18 protein-coding genes are annotated in these 18093 nt (G+C 63.8%); 4 read left to right on the forward strand and 14 right to left on the reverse strand.

The window, feature by feature from the left end:
- Together mutY and I8J29_RS05895 are read right to left on the reverse strand one after the other, a co-directional pair.
- A partial coding sequence (gene mutY, locus I8J29_RS05890; RefSeq protein ID WP_208846758.1) for an A/G-specific adenine glycosylase occupies nt 1-834 on the reverse strand: 834 nt, incomplete at its 3' end.
- Nucleotides 828-1700: an AraC family transcriptional regulator gene (locus I8J29_RS05895; protein ID WP_208846759.1), complete on the reverse strand. Its 873-nt coding sequence runs from the start codon at nt 1698-1700 to the stop codon at nt 828-830. The genes mutY and I8J29_RS05895, both read right to left, overlap by 7 nt.
- Before the next feature lie 173 nt (nt 1701-1873).
- On the opposite strand from I8J29_RS05895, the gene I8J29_RS05900 reads away from it, so the two are divergent.
- Entirely contained in the window at nt 1874-2224 is a 351-nt protein-coding gene (locus I8J29_RS05900; RefSeq protein ID WP_208846760.1) for a c-type cytochrome, read from the forward strand.
- Between the two features lie 163 nt (nt 2225-2387).
- On the opposite strand, the gene I8J29_RS05905 is transcribed toward I8J29_RS05900, so the two are convergent.
- The 7 genes from I8J29_RS05905 to I8J29_RS05930 all read right to left on the reverse strand — a co-directional run bounded on the left by I8J29_RS05905 (nt 2388) and on the right by I8J29_RS05930 (nt 6834).
- Nucleotides 2388-2618: a hypothetical protein gene (locus tag I8J29_RS05905; protein WP_208846761.1), complete on the reverse strand. Its 231-nt coding sequence runs from the start codon at nt 2616-2618 to the stop codon at nt 2388-2390.
- A gap of 78 nt (nt 2619-2696) precedes the next feature.
- Nucleotides 2697-3107 (reverse strand): holo-ACP synthase, encoded by a 411-nt coding sequence (gene acpS, locus I8J29_RS05910; RefSeq protein WP_208846762.1) that lies wholly within the window; start codon nt 3105-3107, stop codon nt 2697-2699.
- A gap of 146 nt (nt 3108-3253) precedes the next feature.
- Entirely contained in the window at nt 3254-4063 is an 810-nt protein-coding gene (gene nadE / locus I8J29_RS05915; protein WP_208846763.1) for an ammonia-dependent NAD(+) synthetase, read from the reverse strand.
- A gap of 13 nt (nt 4064-4076) precedes the next feature.
- Nucleotides 4077-4511, reverse strand: coding sequence for a BrxA/BrxB family bacilliredoxin (locus tag I8J29_RS05920; protein ID WP_090644525.1), 435 nt, complete (start codon nt 4509-4511; stop codon nt 4077-4079).
- Nucleotides 4512-4640: 129 nt separating this feature from the next.
- Complete coding sequence (locus I8J29_RS05925; protein WP_240545952.1) at nt 4641-5027, reverse strand: DUF3905 domain-containing protein; 387 nt, start codon at nt 5025-5027, stop codon at nt 4641-4643.
- Between the two features lie 15 nt (nt 5028-5042).
- Nucleotides 5043-5174, reverse strand: coding sequence for a hypothetical protein (locus I8J29_RS34150; protein ID WP_276316258.1), 132 nt, complete (start codon nt 5172-5174; stop codon nt 5043-5045).
- Between the two features lie 97 nt (nt 5175-5271).
- Nucleotides 5272-6834: an ATP-binding protein gene (locus I8J29_RS05930; RefSeq protein WP_208846765.1), complete on the reverse strand. Its 1563-nt coding sequence runs from the start codon at nt 6832-6834 to the stop codon at nt 5272-5274.
- Between the two features lie 404 nt (nt 6835-7238).
- On the opposite strand from I8J29_RS05930, the gene I8J29_RS05935 reads away from it, so the two are divergent.
- Complete coding sequence (locus tag I8J29_RS05935; protein WP_208846766.1) at nt 7239-8498, forward strand: BaiN/RdsA family NAD(P)/FAD-dependent oxidoreductase; 1260 nt, start codon at nt 7239-7241, stop codon at nt 8496-8498.
- A 57-nt stretch (nt 8499-8555) separates the two neighbouring features.
- Here I8J29_RS05935 and I8J29_RS05940 read toward each other — a convergent pair whose 3' ends face one another.
- Nucleotides 8556-8954 (reverse strand): hypothetical protein, encoded by a 399-nt coding sequence (locus I8J29_RS05940; protein ID WP_208846767.1) that lies wholly within the window; start codon nt 8952-8954, stop codon nt 8556-8558.
- A 166-nt stretch (nt 8955-9120) separates the two neighbouring features.
- Here I8J29_RS05940 and I8J29_RS05945 point away from each other — a divergent pair, with 166 nt between their 5' ends.
- The gene (locus tag I8J29_RS05945; protein WP_208846768.1) at nt 9121-10092 is read left to right on the forward strand and encodes a helix-turn-helix domain-containing protein; all 972 of its coding nucleotides are present in this window, start codon (nt 9121-9123) and stop codon (nt 10090-10092) included.
- A 161-nt stretch (nt 10093-10253) separates the two neighbouring features.
- On the opposite strand, the gene I8J29_RS05950 is transcribed toward I8J29_RS05945, so the two are convergent.
- The 3 genes from I8J29_RS05950 to xylA form a co-directional block, all read right to left on the reverse strand.
- Entirely contained in the window at nt 10254-11981 is a 1728-nt protein-coding gene (locus I8J29_RS05950; RefSeq protein ID WP_208846769.1) for a methyl-accepting chemotaxis protein, read from the reverse strand.
- Between the two features lie 369 nt (nt 11982-12350).
- Entirely contained in the window at nt 12351-13847 is a 1497-nt protein-coding gene (xylB, locus tag I8J29_RS05955; RefSeq protein ID WP_208846770.1) for a xylulokinase, read from the reverse strand.
- 19 nt (nt 13848-13866) lie between these two features.
- Nucleotides 13867-15180: a xylose isomerase gene (xylA, locus tag I8J29_RS05960; protein WP_208846771.1), complete on the reverse strand. Its 1314-nt coding sequence runs from the start codon at nt 15178-15180 to the stop codon at nt 13867-13869.
- Nucleotides 15181-15400: 220 nt separating this feature from the next.
- Here xylA and I8J29_RS05965 point away from each other — a divergent pair, with 220 nt between their 5' ends.
- The gene (locus I8J29_RS05965; RefSeq protein ID WP_208846772.1) at nt 15401-16564 is read left to right on the forward strand and encodes an ROK family transcriptional regulator; all 1164 of its coding nucleotides are present in this window, start codon (nt 15401-15403) and stop codon (nt 16562-16564) included.
- 469 nt (nt 16565-17033) lie between these two features.
- Here the strand turns inward: I8J29_RS05965 and I8J29_RS05970 are convergent, their stop codons facing one another.
- Nucleotides 17034-18089: a glycoside hydrolase family 43 protein gene (locus I8J29_RS05970; protein ID WP_208846773.1), complete on the reverse strand. Its 1056-nt coding sequence runs from the start codon at nt 18087-18089 to the stop codon at nt 17034-17036.
- Between the last annotated feature and the right edge of the window lie 4 nt (nt 18090-18093).

Genomic DNA, 18093 nt, shown 5'->3' on the forward strand with positions numbered 1-18093 from the left:
CCCGGGCGCCTCCGGCGCCAGCACATGCGGCAGCTCCCACATCTGCGCGAGCAGCCCGCTGTCCGGCCGCCGGCGGACGAGCAGCTTGCCGGCATTCGCGCCGCTGCCGGCGACGAGCGCGGCGATGCGCGTCTCGCGGCGCGGCGGCTTCGCTTTCGACTTGACCGGCAGCTCATGTTCCTTGCCGGCCATGCGTCCTTCGCAATGCCGCATAACCGGGCAGGTCAAGCAGCCCGGCGACTTCGGCGTGCAGACGAGCGCGCCGAGCTCCATGAGCGCCTGGTTGAAGTCGCCCGCCGCGCCTTCCGGTATGAGCGACGCGGCCAGCTTCTCGATGCCGACGCGGGTCGAAGGCTTCGCGATGTCCTCCTCGAGGCAGAAGTAGCGCGACAGCACGCGCATCACGTTGCCGTCCACCGCCGGCTCCGGGCGGTTGAACGCGATGCTCATGATCGCGCCCGTCGTATACGGCCCGACGCCGCGCAGCGCGGCGACGGCGTCGCGGTCGTCCGGCACGGCGCCGCCGTGGCGGGCGACCACTTCCTTGGCCCCCGCCTGCAAATTGCGGGCGCGCGAATAATAGCCGAGGCCCTCCCAGCACTTCAGCACTTCCGGCTCCGGCGCCTCCGCCAGGGCGGCCGCCGTCGGGAATTTCGCCATGAACCGTTCGTAATACGGAATGACGGTGTCCACCCGCGTCTGCTGCAGCATGATTTCCGACACCCAGACGCGGTAAGGATCCCGGTTCATCCGCCAGGGAAGGTCCCGTTTATTCGCCAAATACCAATGCAGCAGCTCCTCGCTGAAATAAGCCGCCGCCTCCGTCGTTACCACTCGTTGTCCTCCTTGTCCGCGGCTTGCTCGCAATGGGCAGCGGTTTGATGATAGATCTGTCTGTACCGGCTCGGCGTCAGGCCCGTGTAATGCCTGAACATCCGCGATAAGTAATGGTTCTGCATGCCGACCGCCCGCGCGACGTCGGAGATGCTGGCGTCCTTTCGTTCCAGCAGCTCCTTGGCGCGCTCCAACCTCCGGTAGAGGACGTACTGGGCCGGTGCGTAGCCGATCAGGTTTTTGAAATAACCGATAAAATAGTTCGGGTGCAAATAAGCCAGACGGGCCATGTCTTCCACGGCGATCGGACCGGACAGATGCTCTTCAATGTATTGTAGCACATGATCGATCTTGTCGAGCGGCTCGTTTTCGCGCAGCGACGATTCGCTGAAGCCCCCGTACTCCAAGTAGCAGGCAAGCAGCTCGAACATCGCGGAGCGGATGTGCAGCTCTCTCGTCAAGGCGGTGGAATGGCAGGCGTCGATCAGCCGGCAGAACAGCCCCGCGACGCGCTCCGGTTCCGACGGAACGACGGAGATCGGCAGCTGGAGCAGCTCGAACATGTCCATATCTCCGATGGAGGCGCGAAAATGGCACCAATACAGCCCGACGGTCTCGTCGTTCTCCGCGGTAAAGGACTGGCGCGTGCCCGGCGGGACGAGCAGCAGCTGTCCCGGCTGCAAATCGAGGCAGCGCCCTCCGATCTGCAGCCGGCCTCCGCCCTCTTGTATCATCCAGAAGCGGTAAAATTCGGGCGTCGATTGATCCCGGATCCCCGGATTCGTGCGCGTGAACGCCGCCATGGATACTTCCGCGTGAAAGCGGTGAAAATAATTTTGAATGATCGTCTTGTAGGTCAGTTTCATTGCGGCTCCCAATCATCAAAAATGTTTATTCGCTGGCTCGATATCTTGTATACAAGTCCGTACTATTATAACGCACTTTATCCCGATAAAGCCACACCGCATCCGGTTGCTTTACGTACCTAATAAGGCCTATACTGGAACATACATCCAAACGATGGAGGCTGACGCATCACATGCCAATTGCTGCCACTCTACTCGCCCCTCGCGGAGCCGCCCGCCTCTTGCTCGTCCTCGCGCCGGCCGCGCTCCTGCTGCTCGGCGGCTGCGGTTCGTCGGCGAAGACGACCATCGGATCCGCCGATACGCCGCAAGTCTTCAAGTCCAACTGCGTCTCGTGCCACGGCACGGACCTGCAGGGACGCATGGGCGCGTCCACCAATTTGACGAAGGTCGGCAAACGCATGACGAAGGACCAAATCGAGAAGCAAATCAAGCAGGGCGGCGGCGGGATGCCGGCCTTTAACGGCAGGCTGTCCGACGCGCAGATCGACGAGCTCGCTTCCTGGCTAAGCGCCAAAAAATAAAACGAAGACCCTTGCGGGGCGCGAATCGCGCATCCCGCAAGGGTCTTCTTCATTGCTTGGGCCGTGCCCGTCTCGGGCCGCCCGGCATCTCGGTCGCGCTCCCCTCAGGCCGCGCTTGGCAAGGAGCGCTTCCGCCAGCGGCCCGGCCGACCGGAACGTCAGATCACCGCTCTCCCGTCAGCCGCCCTGCACCGCCTGGACCCTTCCAGGCGGGCATGCCCATTCCGAGGGGGCCTCTGTACGACCATCGGGACTCGCCCATCTGCGGGTGGAACGGGAACAGATCGCCCTTGAACAGGGCCAACCGGGTTCCCCATAGATCGCCGTATTCTCCGTCGAGCGGCACCTGCTTCCCGCTTCTGAACATCCGCTTCGCCAGCCATTCCGTTCTCATCGCCGTACGCGCCCCCTGCCCGTCTTGTTTCTACTATCTATTCCCATTATGGGCAAAGGGTGACGGCGTTATGCGGAGTTATGCAGACGTGGATGACGCGCGGCGCTCCGCGACGACATAGGCGGACGCCAGCGCCCGGTCATGCGTGACGGACACGTGAATCGTCATGTCCGCCGCCCGCAGGCCGAGCCGCTCCCAGGCGCTCGCGGTCAAGCGGCAGAGCGGCTTCCCGCCCGGCGCCCGGTCGATCTCGATATCGTGAAACCGCAGCGTGCCCCCGATGCCGCAGCCGAACGCTTTGGAGACCGCTTCCTTGGCGGCGAACCGGCCGCCGACGAATTCGATCAGCCGCGTCCCGCCGTACGACGCGGCGAGCTCCCGCTCGCGCGCCGTCAAGATCCGTTCGCGGAACCGCTGGCCCGCTTCGCCGAGCAGGATCCGCTCGATCCGCTCCAGCGACGCGAGGTCATGCCCGATTCCATGTATCATCGCGCTTCCTCCGCCTTCTTCGGCGGCGGCGCCCGGCGCCGCCGTCCATAATCGCTTGCTTCCGCCTTATCGGCGGCGTTCCGCCGAAATCAAACCGCCCTCCGGCTATGGCCGAAGGGCGGCGGACAAACGGTCATCGCTGGCCGTTAAATGCCCGGAATCGTGTTCCGCTTGTGGGCGGTCTTGAGGTACTGCTTCTCGAGCTTCTCGCGGGCCGCGTCGCTGACGGGCTTGCCCTCGAGGTAATCGCTGTTCTCGTCGTACGTGATGCCGAGCTCGTCCTCGTCGGTCTGGCCTTCCCACAGCCCGGCGGTCGGCGCCTTCGTCACGACCGCGCCCGGCACGCCGAGCTCCGCGGCGATGAGACGAACCTGCCGCTTGTTCAGCGTGCTGAGCGGCGTGATGTCCACCGCGCCGTCGCCCCACTTCGTGTAGAAGCCGGTGATCGCTTCGGACGCGTGGTCGGTGCCGACGACGAGCAGGTTCAGTTCGAACGCGAGCGCGTACTGCGTGACCATCCGGGTGCGCGCCTTGACGTTGCCTTTGCCGCCGCGGCTTAGATGGCGCGAGATGCCGATCGCCTTCAAGCCGTGCTCGACCTCGAGCGCGATTTCGTCGACCGCTTCCTGGATGTTCGTCTCGACGCGGTGCTTCAGGTTGAACGCTTCCGCCACCGCGTAGCTGTCGGAGATGTCGACCTGCTCGCCGTACGGCTGGAACACGCCGAGCGTCATATACTCCTTGCCGCTCTCCTCGCTCAGCTCGTCGGTCGCCAGCTTGCACAGGCCCGTGGCGACCGCGCTGTCGATGCCGCCGCTGATCGCGATCAGCAGGCCGGTCGTGCCCGATTTGCGGACATAGTCTTTGAGGAAATCGACGCGCTTGCGAATCTCCTGCTTCGGATCGATCTCCGGTTTGACGCCAAGCTCTTGAATGATCTGTTGCTGCAAGCTCATCCCATCACCTCTATTATTGGCAGTACCGCTCGAACGCGGAAGTCAGATCCGCCGCGATTTCGGCGGCCGAACGGTTTTCGATCTGGTGGCGCTCGATGAAGTGCACGAGCTCGCCGTCCTTCATCAGCGCGATGGACGGGGAGGACGGCGGATACGGCGCGAAATATTCGCGCGCCTTGGCCGTGGCTTCCTTGTCCTGGCCGGCGAAGACCGTGAACAGGTGGTCCGGCTTCAGGTCGGACTGCAGCGCCTGCGCGACGCCCGGGCGGCATTGGCCGGCGGCGCAGCCGCAGACGGAGTTAACGACCACGAGCGCGGTGCCTTGGGCGCCCGGCAGCTTCTCTTCCACCGCTTCCGGCGTGCGCAGCTCCTCGATGCCGAGACGGGTCAGATCGTCCCGCATCGGTTGAATCATATCCAGCATGTATCGTTCGAAAGACATCGACATCTGTCATCGCTCCTTAAGCGTTATTGATAGGGATGGTAATGATGATTTTAATTCCTATTATACCCCCCGATCGTATCGAAAGCAAAGAAAAAGCAATCGGACCTGAGCCCGATTGCTTCGCTGCCGGATTTACGGCTCCTCGCCGGAGACGCCGTCTCCCGCCGCCCCGTAAGCGGCATCCTTGTCGGGATGCGCGAAGATGCCGCCCTTCGGCGGAATGCCCCGTTCGAAATAATCCCGGTTCTCGCTCGTCAGGAAGCCGACGTCCTTGAACGGATGCACCCACTCGTCCCCCGCCATGACGGCGGGATCGGTCTCCTCCGTCCAATTCGACAGCGGCGACTGCGGCGACTCGTACATATGGTCGCCGATCACGACGCCGCTGCCGTTGACGAACGGCCCCCGCGGACCGCGGCCGGCGCGGAACTCGGGGAGGAATTCGATTTCGTACGGATCCAGATCCGGATCGTCCGCGCCGATCGCCGGCGCTTGCGGCCGCTGCTCGTTCTCGTTCATGCCCATTCTCCTTCCTTAAATGGAAGGGCGATTGGGGCCGTCTAATTTCTTGTCGTAGCCTTCCGATTCCGGCGCTTTGGCGCTCTGCTTCTTCTTGCCGGCCGCCGCCTTCCCGGAAGCACTGCCGGACTGCGAATTGCGTTCCATTGCTGGCACCCCCTTCCAAGGGTAGTATGCGCGCGCGGCGGAACGCTTATGTAGAGGCATGGCCGATGCCGTCCGGTTGCGCCGGCTCGAATCGGAGTCAGGAGCGGCTAAGCGCCGCCGCCGCTTCGAGGGCGTTGCGGTTGCGGTCGAACCGCACGTAGAAGGTCGTGCCGACGCCTTCCTGCGACTCCACCTGGATGACGCCGCCATGGCGCTCCATGATGCTGAGGCACAGCGGCAATCCGAGGCCCGTGCCGTGCGATTTCGTCGTATAGAAGGGCTCGAACATGTGCTCCAGCTTCTCTTGCGGAATGCCGCTGCCGTTATCGATCACCCGAAGCTCCACGAATTGCTCGTATGTATACGTTTCCAATGCCAGCACGCCGTGCTGGTCCATGGCTTCCATGCCGTTGCGGGCCAGGTTCAGAATCAGCTGCTTCATTTCCTTCTCGTTCAGCAGCAGCTTCGGGACGTCTTCGGCGAGCTTCAGCTCCAGCGATTGGCCGCGCATGTTCGCGTCCGCCCACAGCAGCGGCAAAATCTCGTTGATGATGTCGTGCAGCGACTGGCTGTCCTTCTCGATGACCCGGTTCTGGGCCAGCGACAGAAAGTCGCTGATGATGCTGTTGGCCCGGTCGAGCTCGTCCATCACGATGCGGTAATATTCCTTCTGATGGTCCGGGCTGCGCTCGCGCATCAGCTGCACGAAGCCGCGAATGACCGCCATCGGATTGCGGATCTCGTGCGTGATGCTGGCGGCCATCTGTCCGACGAGGCTGAGCCGCTCCATCCGTCCGATTTCGTCGCGCAGCCGGCTCAGCTCCGTCATGTCGTGGGCGATGATCGCCGCGCCGATGATTTCGCCGTTCTGGATGTCGCGCACGCAGACGCCGGTGTTTACGTAGATCTTGCCCATCTCCTGCACGTATTCCGTCGTCATCTTGTGGCCGTTCAGCGCCTGATATAACAGACGGCCGAGCACGTCCTTCTCGATGTGGTCGTACATGATCGTGAACGGCTGGCCGATCAGCTCGTGGCGCTGCTTGGCGCCGACCTTGTCCCGGAGCAGGTGGATCGCCATCTCGTTGATGTGCGTGATCGTGCCCGACGCGTCGACGAATATGACGCCGAGCGGCGTCTCCTCGATGAATTGCTGCAGCTTCTGCACCTCGATGCGGAAGCTGTCGGAGATGTGATGCAGCCGGCGGTTGACGTTCTGATGCCGGACGAAATGCTCCGAGCAGGCGAGCCCGAGCGGCATAATAACGAAATAGCCCAGCTCATGCGCGAGCATCCACGCGTAATCGGCCATCGACAGGCCGGGATGCGAAACGTAGCTATAATTAATGAACGCGCAGAACCGAATGAGCAGCAGGAGCCCCGTCAGGCCGAGCACGACCGCATACTTCGTCCTTTGCTTCAACTGCACGAAGCGATGATTGTAAAGCGAGACGATCGGGATGATGAACAGCAGCGTGCCGGTGATTTCGATCCAGCCCCAGCTTCCCTCCATCATCAGCTGCTCGGCGGCGAGATAGACGATGGTCAGCGCCAAGGTTACCCAGCCTCCCCCGTAGAGGGAACCGAGCATCAACTGCGCGTACAGGTAGTCCAGGCCGAACCCTTTCACTTCGACGCAAGCCGCGATGCCGAGCAGCATGCTGGCGCCGCAAAACACGATTAGGAGGTAAGGTACTCTTTTGCGTGGTTTCGAGTAGTCATACCAGAATTGAAAAATAAATACCGGTAGAAATGCGAGAAAGAATTGCAAAAGAATAAGCTTCCACACTAAAATGAGTCCCACCCTTCAGAAGAAACCCAGTTAATGGTTATCCGAATTACCCGTTAATCCGATTAAATCACAGGTCTATTGTTTTTACAACGACTTTCGACGAGGTTCGCGCGTTCTATAAAATTTGTCATATTATTCCATTAATGCTCGATTGCCGATCTCCTCCGAACGCGCCGTGTAGACGCTCTCGGAACTGGATAGTATGATAGGTAACGGCGGCGAAGGCCTTATTCCTTCGCCATACGACGAGGATTAATCGGGGAGATTATCAAGTGAACTACGACGTCATTATCATCGGCGGCGGCTCGGCCGGCTTGATGGCCGGCATCGCCGCCGGCAGGCGCGGCGCGAAGACGCTGCTGCTGGACAAAGGCGACAAGCTGGGCCGCAAGCTCGGCATCTCCGGCGGCGGCCGGTGCAACGTGACCAACAACAAGGACATGGACGAGCTGATCGCGCATATCCCGGGCAACGGCCGCTTCCTGTACAGCGCCTTGACGAGCTTCGGCAACCGCGAGATCGTCGCCTTCTTCGAGGGGCTCGGGATACGGCTCAAGGAAGAGGACAACGGACGGATGTTCCCCGTCTCGGACAAAGCGAAGACCGTTGTGGACGCCCTCGTGAGCCAGGTGCGGAAGCTGGGGGTCGAGATCCGGGTGAACGCGCCGGTCGCCCGCGTCCTCTATGAAGACGGCCGCGTTCGGGGCGTCGCGCTGAAGACGGGCGAGACGATCGGCGCGCGCAGCGTCGTCGTCGCGACGGGCGGCAAATCCGTGCCCCATACCGGCTCGACCGGGGACGGTTACCCGTGGGCGGAGAAAGCCGGCCATACGGTGACGGAGCTGTTCCCGACGGAGGTGCCGATCACGTCCAACGAGCCGTACATTCAGAGCAAGGAGCTGCAGGGCCTCTCGCTGCGCGGCGTCGGCCTCTCCGTCTGGAACGCGAAGGGCAAGCGGATCGTCGAGCATCGGGGCGACCTGCTGTTCACCCATTTCGGCATCTCCGGCCCGATCGCGCTGCGCTGCAGCCAGTTCGTCGTCAAGGAGTTGAAGAAGAGCGGCGCGCGGAACGTCCTGCTCACGATCGATCTGCTGCCGGACGCGAGCGCGAACGACGTATACGAGGAGTCGCTGCGGCTTGCCCGCGAGGATGCCCGGAAGGCGGTCAAGAACGTGCTGAAGGGCTACGTGCCGGAGCGCATGGTCCCCTTATTATTGAAGGAAAGCGATCTCGACGGGCAGCTGACGTACGACAATATCCCGAAGCAGGCGTGGCTCGGGCTCGCGAAGCTGATCAAGGCGTTCCCGATGCGGGCGTACGGCACGCTCAAGCTGGAGGATGCGTTCGTCACCGGCGGCGGGGTGAATCTGAAGGAAATCGATCCGAAGACCATGGCGTCGAAGCTGATGCGGGGGTTGTATTTTTGCGGCGAGGTGCTGGACGTGCACGGGTATACCGGGGGCTACAACATTACGGCCGCGTTCTCGACGGGCTACGCCGCGGGCAGCCATGCCGCGGCGCGCGAATAAAAAGGCTGACCGGCGGATCGTCCGCCCGTCAGCCTTTTTCGCGCGCCGCGCGCTTCATTACAGGTGCACGTCGCCGGAGAAGTACCCGTACGAGCCGTCGTCCGGGAAGAATTCGTCCTCCGCGGGCGCATCGTCGTCGCGGTTGGCGAGCTCCTGCCCTTCCTCCCGGGCGATCCAGTCTTCGTTCACGACATGCGCCGGAATCGTGATATTCTCCATCCGGTATGCGTCGTTCGTCAGCTCGATGTCCGGAATCGTGGACTGCACGGCGAGCTGCCCGCCGTGCGCCTGCGCGATTTCCAGCGCGGAGGTCAGGTCGTCTCCCAGCATATGGATGTGCACCTCGTTTCCCTGCTGGACGACGGGATCGTAGCCCAGCTCTTCGTACGTGCCGCGCGCGAGCGACGCGGTGCGGGAATCGGCGAATTGAAACAACAACGCGGTATCATTTTGCATAGCGGATTCACCCTTATCGGTTAAATGTTCCAACCCGCATAGCGTGCCCCGTTCCCCCGCCGTCCATACCGGCCATGCCGGCGCCGCGCCCGGTCCTATTTATGGATGCGAAACCGAAGGGCTGTGCTATAATAGAACGACAATTCGAGCTAAGGTGCTGATGATAATGGTGGATGTATTCGCGCATGCTCCCGACGCGGTCCTGATTGTCCGCACGTTCCGCAACAAACGCTTCGTCTACGCGTGCAACGAAGCCTTCCAGACGCTGACCGGCTTCAAGAGCGAGCGCCTGATCGGGCTCGAGCTGGCGTCGCTGCCGCTCGCGGGGACGAACCCGCTGTGGCCCATCGTCGAGCGGCTGTGCGCATCCTTGACGCGGCGCAATCCGGAAGCGTTTGCAGAATCGCCGTTCTCGCTGTCGGAGCACGCGCCGCTCTTCGGCGAACTGCATGCGAAGCGCATGAAAGCGACGGACGACGAAAGCTTCGCCATGATTACGATCCGCGACCGGTCGGAGCATAAATGGATCGAGGACGCGGCCTACGAACGCGACCCGTTCGTCTCCATGCTGCTGACGACCGCCGGCACGATCGTCTCGCTGCGCAGCTACCGCGGCCCCATTCACTACGACCGGCTGGAGCTGTCGCGGACCGAAAGCAGCCGCTTCGTCGTCCGGCAGGACCGCGCGCGCGTGCGCGATGGGCTCCGGGAGCTGCAGGACGACCGCAAAACCGGCGAATTCCGGTTCACGCTGCAGCTGTTCCGCGACCGGTTCCAGGTCCATTCGCTCGTCAAGCCGTTCTATCGCGGGGACGGGTCGTTCAAGTGCTTCGCCATCCTCGTCGTGGACATGCTGCCCGTCAAAGGCGCGTTCGCGCAAGCGGCTCCGCCCGCCGGAACCGCCGATGCGGCGGTGCCCGGACGCGGCGAGCCGACCGATTCGTCCTATAAGCTGCGGCTGCTCATGCTGGAGAAGCGGCTGTCCGTCACCCAGCTGGCCGAGAACACGAACATCTCGCTCACGACCATCTCCAACATCCGCAACGGCAAAATCAAAAAGCCCCAGCGGCTCACGGCGGAGCTGATCGCGAGCCAGCTCGGCGTCGCGCCGTCGGACATCTGGAGCGCCTATAGATAAGCGCGGGCGACCGATAAGCAGGGGCGAGCAAGGCGCGCGGCCACGCCAAAAAAAAACCTCCGCCTCCCGGCGTTGACCGCGGGAAGCGGAGGTTTTCGCATGCTTTACGGCTTGAAGCATGCTTTACAGCTTGAAGCATGCTTTACAGCTTGAAGCATGCTTTACAGCTTGAAGCCCGCCGCCAGCTCGTTCATTTCGAGGGCGATGCCGCTCAGCGAACGGGACGACAGCGCGATCTGCTCGGCCGAGGCCGTCTGCTCCTCTGACGTCGCGGCCACGGTCGCGGCGGTCTCCGCGCTCTGCTTGGCGTAGCGCTCCAGGAGCTGCATGGCGCGCACGAGCTGCCGCGAGCCGTCGGCCATCCGCTCGGAGGCGGCGGCGACTTCCCGCACCTGGCCCGACACCCGCTCCGACGCCTCCGCGATTTCGGCGAACGACGCGCCGGCCGCCTGGACCGCGCTCATCCCCGCTTCCGCTTCCTGCGCGCTCGCGCGCATCCGCATGGCGGTCTCGCGCGTGTCGCCCGCGATCCGTCCGACGACGAAGCCGATCTCGGAGACGGCTTCCGTCGTCTGCCGCGCCAGCTTGCGCACCTCGTCCGCGACGACGGCAAAGCCCTTGCCGTGCTCGCCCGCGCGGGCCGCTTCGATCGCCGCGTTCAGCGCCAGGAGGTTCGTCTGCTTCGAAATCGTGCCGATCAGCTTCGAGATGGCGCCGATGCTCTGCGAATGCGTCTCCAGCAGACCGACCCGGTCGGCCGCGAGCCGGACGCTGTCGTTCACCGCGACCATCCGGGCGACGGCGTCGTTCACCGCTTCCCGCCCGGACAACGCGAGCCGGCTCGCGTCCGCCGACAGCGACGCGACGACCGCCGTCGAATCGGCGATCCGATCGATCCCCGCGCCGAGCTCGCCGGTCGTCCGGCTCGCGTCCGCGAACTGCGCGAAGGCGCGCTCGGCGCCTTCCGCCATGCTTTGCACCGCCTGGGCCGCCTGATGCGAGGAGCTGGCGTTCTCTTCGGAGACGGCCAACATCTGCCGCGACGACGACGCGATGCCGGCGGAAGCCTCCTGCACGCCCAGCATGGCCGCGCGAAGCTGCGCGACCATCGTCCGCAGCGAGGCGAACAGTCCGCCGATCTCGTCGCGGTTGCGCACCGCGGGCACGTCCGCCGTCAGGCTGCCGCCGGCCACCTCGTCCACGACCCGCGCCGCGAGCCGGATCGGCTTCGCGATCGCTTGGCGCACGTAGACGGTCAGCAGCGCGACGAGCACGATGCCGGCGGCCACCGCGATCAGCACCGCGGCGCCGGACCGCGCGCTCAGCTTGGCGCTCTGCCGCTTCGCCTCGTCCGCGCCGCCGTGGTTGTTCCGCACCAGATAATCCAGATTGGACTGCAGCGCCGCGAAGGAGCCCTCGGATTCCTTCCGCAGCGCGTCCGCTTGCTCGCCCGTCAGCCGGTTCGCGTCCGCTTGCGCGGCCGCGTCGTTGTAATCGACCTCGAAAGCCTTCCACGCGGCGACGAGCTTGTCGAACAGCTCCTTCTCCGTCTCGTCGTCCGGTCCCAGCACCGAACGGTAGGTGTCGAAGCTCTCATGGATGCTCGCCATCGCCGTCCGGGCGTCGCCGGCGTACTGCTTCTTCAATGCGGCGTTCGGCTCGGACAGCAGCCGGTACTGCAGGTTCATCACATGCTCCGTCAAATAGTTGATCCGGTTGATCGTCTCCGCGCCGACCACCCATTTGCCGGCCAGGTCGCCGTTCGTTTGCTTCATCTTGGCCATCATCGCGTAGCTGACGGCGCCGTTCGCGGCGAGCAGCAGCAGCACGCTCAAGAATGACGCCATCAGTTTGGCGCCGACCGTCCATTTGCGTTTTGCGTTCCCCATCCGATTCCCGCCCCTGTTGTCGATAGTTTGATGTCAACTTGGTTTCCATATCTAGTATACGGGGTGAATACCAGGAAGAAACAGCTCGTATTTCGCCGAATTCCGGACGTTTTTGTGGGATATTAAGCTAAATAATTAAACTTTCTCGCCTTCTCTCCGTTTCGCTGCAATTTTCTCGGGCTATATTACCATTACTCGACACCTATTTACGTTAGCTTTTCTCTCACGCCGCTAACCTGAGCCCTATCGCCCGAGGACGGCACAAAAAACCGTTCCCCCGCTTGCGAGGGAACGGCGATTCAGCCAGTGACGGTCTTGCGGTCTTGCGGTCTTGCGTGGAGCCCAAGCTGCCTTGATGCTGCGAGCGCGTTACCGGTAAGCCTGAAGCCCTTCGTTCAGCGCCCGCGTCGACGCGTAGACGTCCCGGTAGACGCGGAACAAGCCTTCGTACGCTTCGACGGCGGACGGTTCCGGTTTGTAGACGGACGCGCGCTTGACGAACCGCTCCGCGCACGCCTCGAGACTGTCGAACCAGCCGCAGCCGTATGCCGCCAGCATGGCCGCCCCGAGCCCCGGCCCCTGCTCGTTCTCCAGGGACACGACGTCGGCGTTGAAGATGTCCGCCTGCATCTGCAGCCACACCGGATTGGACGCGCCGCCGCCGATCGAGACGATCGTGCCGACCGTCTTGCCGGCTTCGCGGAACATCGCGACCGATTCGTTCAGCGAGAACGTGATGCCTTCCATGACCGCCCGGGCGAAATGCACCCGCTCGTGCGAGCCGTCGATGCCGACGAAGCTGCCGCGGATGACGGAATCCGCGTGCGGCGTCCGTTCGCCGACGAGGTACGGCGTGAAGAGCAGCCCTTTCGCGCCCGGCTTCACGTCGCCGACGCCCTGCAGCAGCTCGTCGAACGATTCGCCCTTCGCGAACGCGTTCTTGAACCAGCTCAGGCTGTAGCCCGCCGCGAGCGTGACGCCCATGGCGTAGAAGGCGTCCTCCTTGCCGTGGTTGAAGAAATGCACCTTGCCGCGGAAGTCGTTGCCGCCGTCCTTCTCATAGGACAGGATGACGCCCGACGTGCCGATGCTGCACATCGTCAGCCCTTCCTGCAGGATGCCGGAGCCGATGGCGCCGCAGGCATTGTCCGCCCCGCCGGCGAACACCTTCGTGCCCTCGACCAGCCCGGCCTCCGCCGCTTGATTCGGCAGCAGCGTGCCCGTGAGCGCGTGGGATTCCACGAGCGGCGGCGCGAACGAGGCCGGGAGCGAGACGGCTTCCAGCATCTCGCCGCTCCAGCGCTTGTTCGCCACGTCGAGCAGCAGTGTGCCCGCCGCGTCGGAGTAATCCATGTGCCGGGCGCCCGTCAGCCGGTAGCGGACGTAGTCCTTCGGCAGCAGGAACGACGCGGCCCGCGCGAAGACGTCGGGCTCGTGCTTGCGCACCCAGAGGATTTTCGGCAGGGTGAAGCCTTCGAGCGCCGGATTGCGGGTGATCGTGAGCAGCCGGTCCTTGCCGACCAGCGTCTCGATCTCGCGGCATTCCGCGGTCGTGCGCGTGTCGTTCCACAGGATCGCGTTGCGGACGGGATTGCCGTCCGCGTCCAGCAGGACGAGGCCGTGCATTTGGCCCGAGAAGCTGAGCCCTTCGATCTCGCCGGCGGGAACGCCGGCTTCCGCGACGAGCTCCCGGATCGCTTCGAGCGTGCCGGTCACCCAATCGTCCGGCCGCTGCTCGCTCCAGCCGGAATGCTCGTGAAACAGCGGGTAGTCGCGGGAGGCCTCCGCGGCGACCGCGCCGCTCCGGTCCAGGAGCAGCGCCTTCACCGCGCTCGTGCCTAAGTCGACGCCGATGACGTAAGACATGGAATGGAAAGCCTCCCTCTTAAACGCTGTAAATGATTTCGTTCAGCTGCAGTTTGATCCGTTCCAGACGGCCGGATTCGTTCTTGATGGCGTTGTTTTGCAGCGCGTATTGCTCCAGCGACGCCAGCGTGGCGCGGCCGGCGACGATCTCGGCGCCGATGCCTTCCTTGAAGCTGCGGTAACGGTTCTCGACGAAGCCGTCGATCAGGTTCGTATCGATCAGCTTCGCGGCCGCCTTCAGGCCCCAAGCGTACGTGTCCATGCCCGCGATGTGCGCGAGGAAGAGATCCTCGTCCTCGAACGAGCCGCGGCGCACTTTCGCGTCGAAGTTGACGCCGCCCTTGCCGATGCCGCCGGCCTTCAGCACTTCGTACATCGTCAGCGTCGTGGAGAACAGGTCGGTCGGGAATTCGTCCGTGTCCCAGCCGAGCAGCAGGTCGCCTTGGTTCGCGTCGAGCGAGCCCAGCATGCCGTTGATCGCCGCCACGCGGATTTCGTGCTCGAACGTGTGGCCGGCCAGCGTCGCGTGGTTCGCTTCGAGGTTCAGCTTGAAGTAATCCTTCAGGCCGTACTTCTGCAGGAACGCGATCGTCGTCGCCGCGTCGAAGTCGTACTGGTGCTTCGTCGGCTCCTTCGGCTTAGGCTCGATCAGGAACTGCGCGCCGAAGCCGATTTCGTTCGCGTACGCGACGGCCATGTGGAACAGGCGGGCCAGGTTGTCGAGCTCGAGCGCCATGTCGGTGTTGAGCAGCGTCTCGTAGCCTTCGCGGCCGCCCCAGAAGACGTAGTTCTCGGCGCCGAGGCGCTTGCCGATCTCGAGGCTCTTCTTCAGCTGCGCGCCGGCGTAAGCGTAGACGTCGGCGTTGGACGTCGTGCCCGCGCCGTGCACGAAGCGCGGATTCGTGAACATGTTCGCCGTGTTCCAGAGCAGCTTGGCGCCGGTGTCCTTCATGCCCTGCTCCAGCAGGTCGACGATGACGTCGAGGTTCTTGTTCGTCTCGGCGAGCGAAGCGCCTTCCGGCGCGATGTCGCGGTCATGGAAGCAGTAGAACGGAATGCCGATCTTGTTCAGGAATTCGAAGTTCGCTTCGACGCGCATCTTCGCCTGGTCCATCTCGTTCGCGCTGTCCCAGCCGCGGACCGCCGTGCCCACGCCGAACGGATCGGCGCCGGATGCCGTGAACGTGTGCCAGTAGGCGACGGCGAAGCGCAGGTGCTCCTCCATCGTTTTGCCGAGCACGACTTCTTGCGGATTATAATGTTTGAATGCGAGCGGGTTGTCGGAGCCTTTGCCCTCGTACGCGATTTTGCCGATGTTCTTGAAATACGCCATGGAATGAAATCCCTCCAAAATGGTGTCCGCTTCACGCGGCGGGGTTATGATGAAACGCCATGATGAAAACGTTCTTACGGCTATTCTAGCATCGCAAAACTTTGTTTGTCTAGTAAACAAAGAAAGTTTTTCGGAACCGCCCGCTTCCTATGGCATCGCCGCGAAACCCATGGTACAATCGTTCCCATACATCGGGACAAGCGGAGGCAATTGGGAAATTATGAAGCAAACCGGAGATTTGGCGCTCGTCAAAAAAATGAATACCGCCATCGTGCTGGACGCCGTGCTGCGCTACGCGCCCCTCTCGCGGGCTCAAATCTCGGAGCGGACGGGGCTGAACAAGGCGACCGTGTCGAGTCTCGTGCAGGACCTGATCGAGCATCATCTCGTCATCGACATCGGCCCCGGGGAATCGAGCGGCGGCCGCAAGCCGAACCTGCTCCAATTCCGGGCGCGCACCGGCTTCGCGGTCGGCATCGATCTCGGCGTCAATTATATCCGCGGCATCCTGACGGACCTCGAGGGCGTGGTGCTGGCGGAACGGCGGCTGACGCTGACGGCGCACGACGCGGCGTACGTCCTCCCGCGGCTGCTGGACTGCATCGCGTCGCTGCAGGCGGAAATCCCGCCCTGCCCGTACGGCACCGTCGGCGTCGGCATCGGCGTGCCGGGCCTCGTCAACGAGGAAGGCGCCATTCTGTACGCGCCGAACCTGGACTGGACGGACGTGCCGCTGCGCGCCATCGTCGAAGAGCGCTTCGGCGTGCCGGTCACGATCGACAACGAGGCGAACGCCGGCGCCCAGGGCGAGCAGCGCTACGGCGCGGGCCGGGGCGTCGCCAATCAGATCTACGTCAGCGCGGGCATCGGCATCGGCACGGGCATGATTTTGAACAAGGAGCTGTACAAAGGGGCCGGCGGCTTCTCGGGCGAGCTCGGCCACCTGTCCATCCGGGCGGACGGCAAGCCGTGCCGCTGCGGCAACCGCGGCTGCTGGGAGCTGTACGCGTCGGAGAACGCGCTGCTGGAGCAGGCGGCCGCGCTCGGCTACCGCGACCTCGACGGCCTGCTGGAGGCGGCCGGCCGCGGCGAGGCCGGGGTGCTGCGGCTGTTCGAGCGGATCGGCGAAGCGCTCGGCGTCGGCATCGCGAACATCGTCAACGTGTTCAATCCCGACGTCGTCATCGTCGGCAACGAGCTGCGGCGCGCGGAGGCCTGGCTCGGCGAAGCGATGCAGCGCACCGTCGCCGAACGGGCGCTGGCTCATCACCGGCGCCGGCTGCGCGTGCTGTTCGCGGAGCAGGGCGAGAAATCGGCGGTGCGCGGAGCGGCGTATTACGCGATATCGGCGTTTTTGTCGAAGATGAAGGGAAGCGGCGTCTGATTGAGGCGCCGCTTCTTTTTTTTCGCCGCGGCGAGGCCGACGGCGCGCGGCGAGGCCGGCAGGGCGCGGCGAGGCCGAGGGCCGCGGCGGGGCCGTCCAAGCGGACACACGTTCCGCTATTTGCGTCATTCGGGCCTTTATTGCAGCTACGCGGACATACGTTCCGCTATTGCCATGCCGATCCGCGTTTTCGGCGGCTTTTCAAGCCAATAGCGGCTCTGGTGTCCGGCTAACTCGACTATTTGCCAGGAAACCGCAAAATAGCGGCGCTCATGGCCGTCAAACTTCACATCGCCCGCATGCTCCCCATCGATGCTCGCCCCGCCGTAACATTGCTTCGTCAGTCCTTCCCGTGACTCTTACCGCGTAAACGCGCACCCGTCCTCCCGTCCTCGCCAACTAACACAACAAAACGAGACCGTCCCCGCATCCGGCAAGCGGATCCGCTGGGACAGTCCCTTTGTTTTCGTTATGAGTCTGGCGTCGATGCGGCGCATGAATCGCGAAAGCCGCGAGCGGTTCGCCTGCACGCATACTCCCGCTCCCGTCCGTCGAGCCGGATCGCGCCGCCGCGCTCCGCGATCTCCAAGAACAGCGGCCGCTCGTCGGGCGTCCGGTTCGGCGCGTGGATCGCGAGCAGCAGCCGGCCGTCGAAAGCGCGGAAGATCATGCCGTGCCCGCCGTCGCTGCGATACAGCGCCTCCGGCTGATGCGTCCACGGACCGGCGAGCCCGCCCGATTCCGACCGCGCGACGCCGAGCGCGTACGTGTTGGCGATGAAGCTCGCCCACAGCAGGTACAGCGCGCCCGCGCCGCCCCGGAACAGAAACGGCCCGTCCGTGACGTAATTGGCCGCATCCGGATAACGGGGCGATACGTACGGCGTCGTCCACGGCGCTTCCGACGCACGGAACAGCGTCTCCGGCTCGCCGACCGCTTCCCGCAGATCGGCGCTAAGCCGGACCGCGCAAACCTCGCCGTCCCCGATCTGCTGCCATTCGTGGCAAAATACCATCCACGGCGCGCCGGCTTCGTCGACGAACAAGCTCCCGTCGAGCGAGCTCCAGCCCTCCGGCGTCACAGGCCCCGCGCTATGCGGCAGGAACGGTCCGAGCGGTCCGTCCGCCGCGAGCGCCGCCGTGCCGAGCCGCCCGTTGTCCTTGCGCCGGAACGTCGCGAACATGTAGAAGCGTCCGTCCCGCGCGTACACCTCCGGCGCCCAGAAGTTGGTGTCGGAGAAGAAATCCGCCGGCGGCCGGAAGACAGGGAACGGCCCTTCCCAGTCGTCCAGATTCCGGCTGACGTAGGCGTCGAAGCCGGTGCCGGGTCCCCAAATGTCGGCATCCGTGCTGCCGTACAAGTAATAAACGCCTTCCGCCTCGGAGGGCAGCACGAACGGATCGCGGAGCTGAATGTCTTCGCGCTTCCAACTCCGCGTCGCGATCCGTTCCGATTGAGAGCAGTCCTCGCGTTTCCGGCTCCGGACGTCTTCCCGTTCCGAATGCGCCAAGTCCTCGTTGCTCATCGGC

Source organism: Paenibacillus artemisiicola (assembly GCF_017652985.1).
GTDB lineage: Bacteria > Bacillota > Bacilli > Paenibacillales > Paenibacillaceae > Paenibacillus_Z > Paenibacillus_Z artemisiicola.

Excerpts from the sequence above, each read along its gene's own strand:
- I8J29_RS05895 (WP_208846759.1), bottom strand. The coding sequence starts at position 1,700 with ATGAAACTGACCTACAAGACGATCATTCAAAATTATTTTCACCGCTTT.
- I8J29_RS05900 (WP_208846760.1), top strand. The coding sequence starts at position 1,874 with ATGCCAATTGCTGCCACTCTACTCGCCCCTCGCGGAGCCGCCCGCCTC.
- I8J29_RS05905 (WP_208846761.1), bottom strand. The coding sequence starts at position 2,618 with ATGAGAACGGAATGGCTGGCGAAGCGGATGTTCAGAAGCGGGAAGCAG.
- acpS (WP_208846762.1), bottom strand. The coding sequence starts at position 3,107 with ATGATACATGGAATCGGGCATGACCTCGCGTCGCTGGAGCGGATCGAG.
- nadE (WP_208846763.1), bottom strand. The coding sequence starts at position 4,063 with ATGAGCTTGCAGCAACAGATCATTCAAGAGCTTGGCGTCAAACCGGAG.
- I8J29_RS05920 (WP_090644525.1), bottom strand. The coding sequence starts at position 4,511 with ATGTCGATGTCTTTCGAACGATACATGCTGGATATGATTCAACCGATG.
- I8J29_RS05925 (WP_240545952.1), bottom strand. The coding sequence starts at position 5,027 with ATGAACGAGAACGAGCAGCGGCCGCAAGCGCCGGCGATCGGCGCGGAC.
- I8J29_RS34150 (WP_276316258.1), bottom strand. The coding sequence starts at position 5,174 with ATGGAACGCAATTCGCAGTCCGGCAGTGCTTCCGGGAAGGCGGCGGCC.
- I8J29_RS05930 (WP_208846765.1), bottom strand. The coding sequence starts at position 6,834 with ATGCTGCTCGGCATCGCGGCTTGCGTCGAAGTGAAAGGGTTCGGCCTG.
- I8J29_RS05940 (WP_208846767.1), bottom strand. The coding sequence starts at position 8,954 with ATGCAAAATGATACCGCGTTGTTGTTTCAATTCGCCGATTCCCGCACC.
- I8J29_RS05945 (WP_208846768.1), top strand. The coding sequence starts at position 9,121 with ATGGTGGATGTATTCGCGCATGCTCCCGACGCGGTCCTGATTGTCCGC.
- I8J29_RS05950 (WP_208846769.1), bottom strand. The coding sequence starts at position 11,981 with ATGGGGAACGCAAAACGCAAATGGACGGTCGGCGCCAAACTGATGGCG.
- xylB (WP_208846770.1), bottom strand. The coding sequence starts at position 13,847 with ATGTCTTACGTCATCGGCGTCGACTTAGGCACGAGCGCGGTGAAGGCG.
- xylA (WP_208846771.1), bottom strand. The coding sequence starts at position 15,180 with ATGGCGTATTTCAAGAACATCGGCAAAATCGCGTACGAGGGCAAAGGC.
- I8J29_RS05965 (WP_208846772.1), top strand. The coding sequence starts at position 15,401 with ATGAAGCAAACCGGAGATTTGGCGCTCGTCAAAAAAATGAATACCGCC.
- I8J29_RS05970 (WP_208846773.1), bottom strand. The coding sequence starts at position 18,089 with ATGAGCAACGAGGACTTGGCGCATTCGGAACGGGAAGACGTCCGGAGC.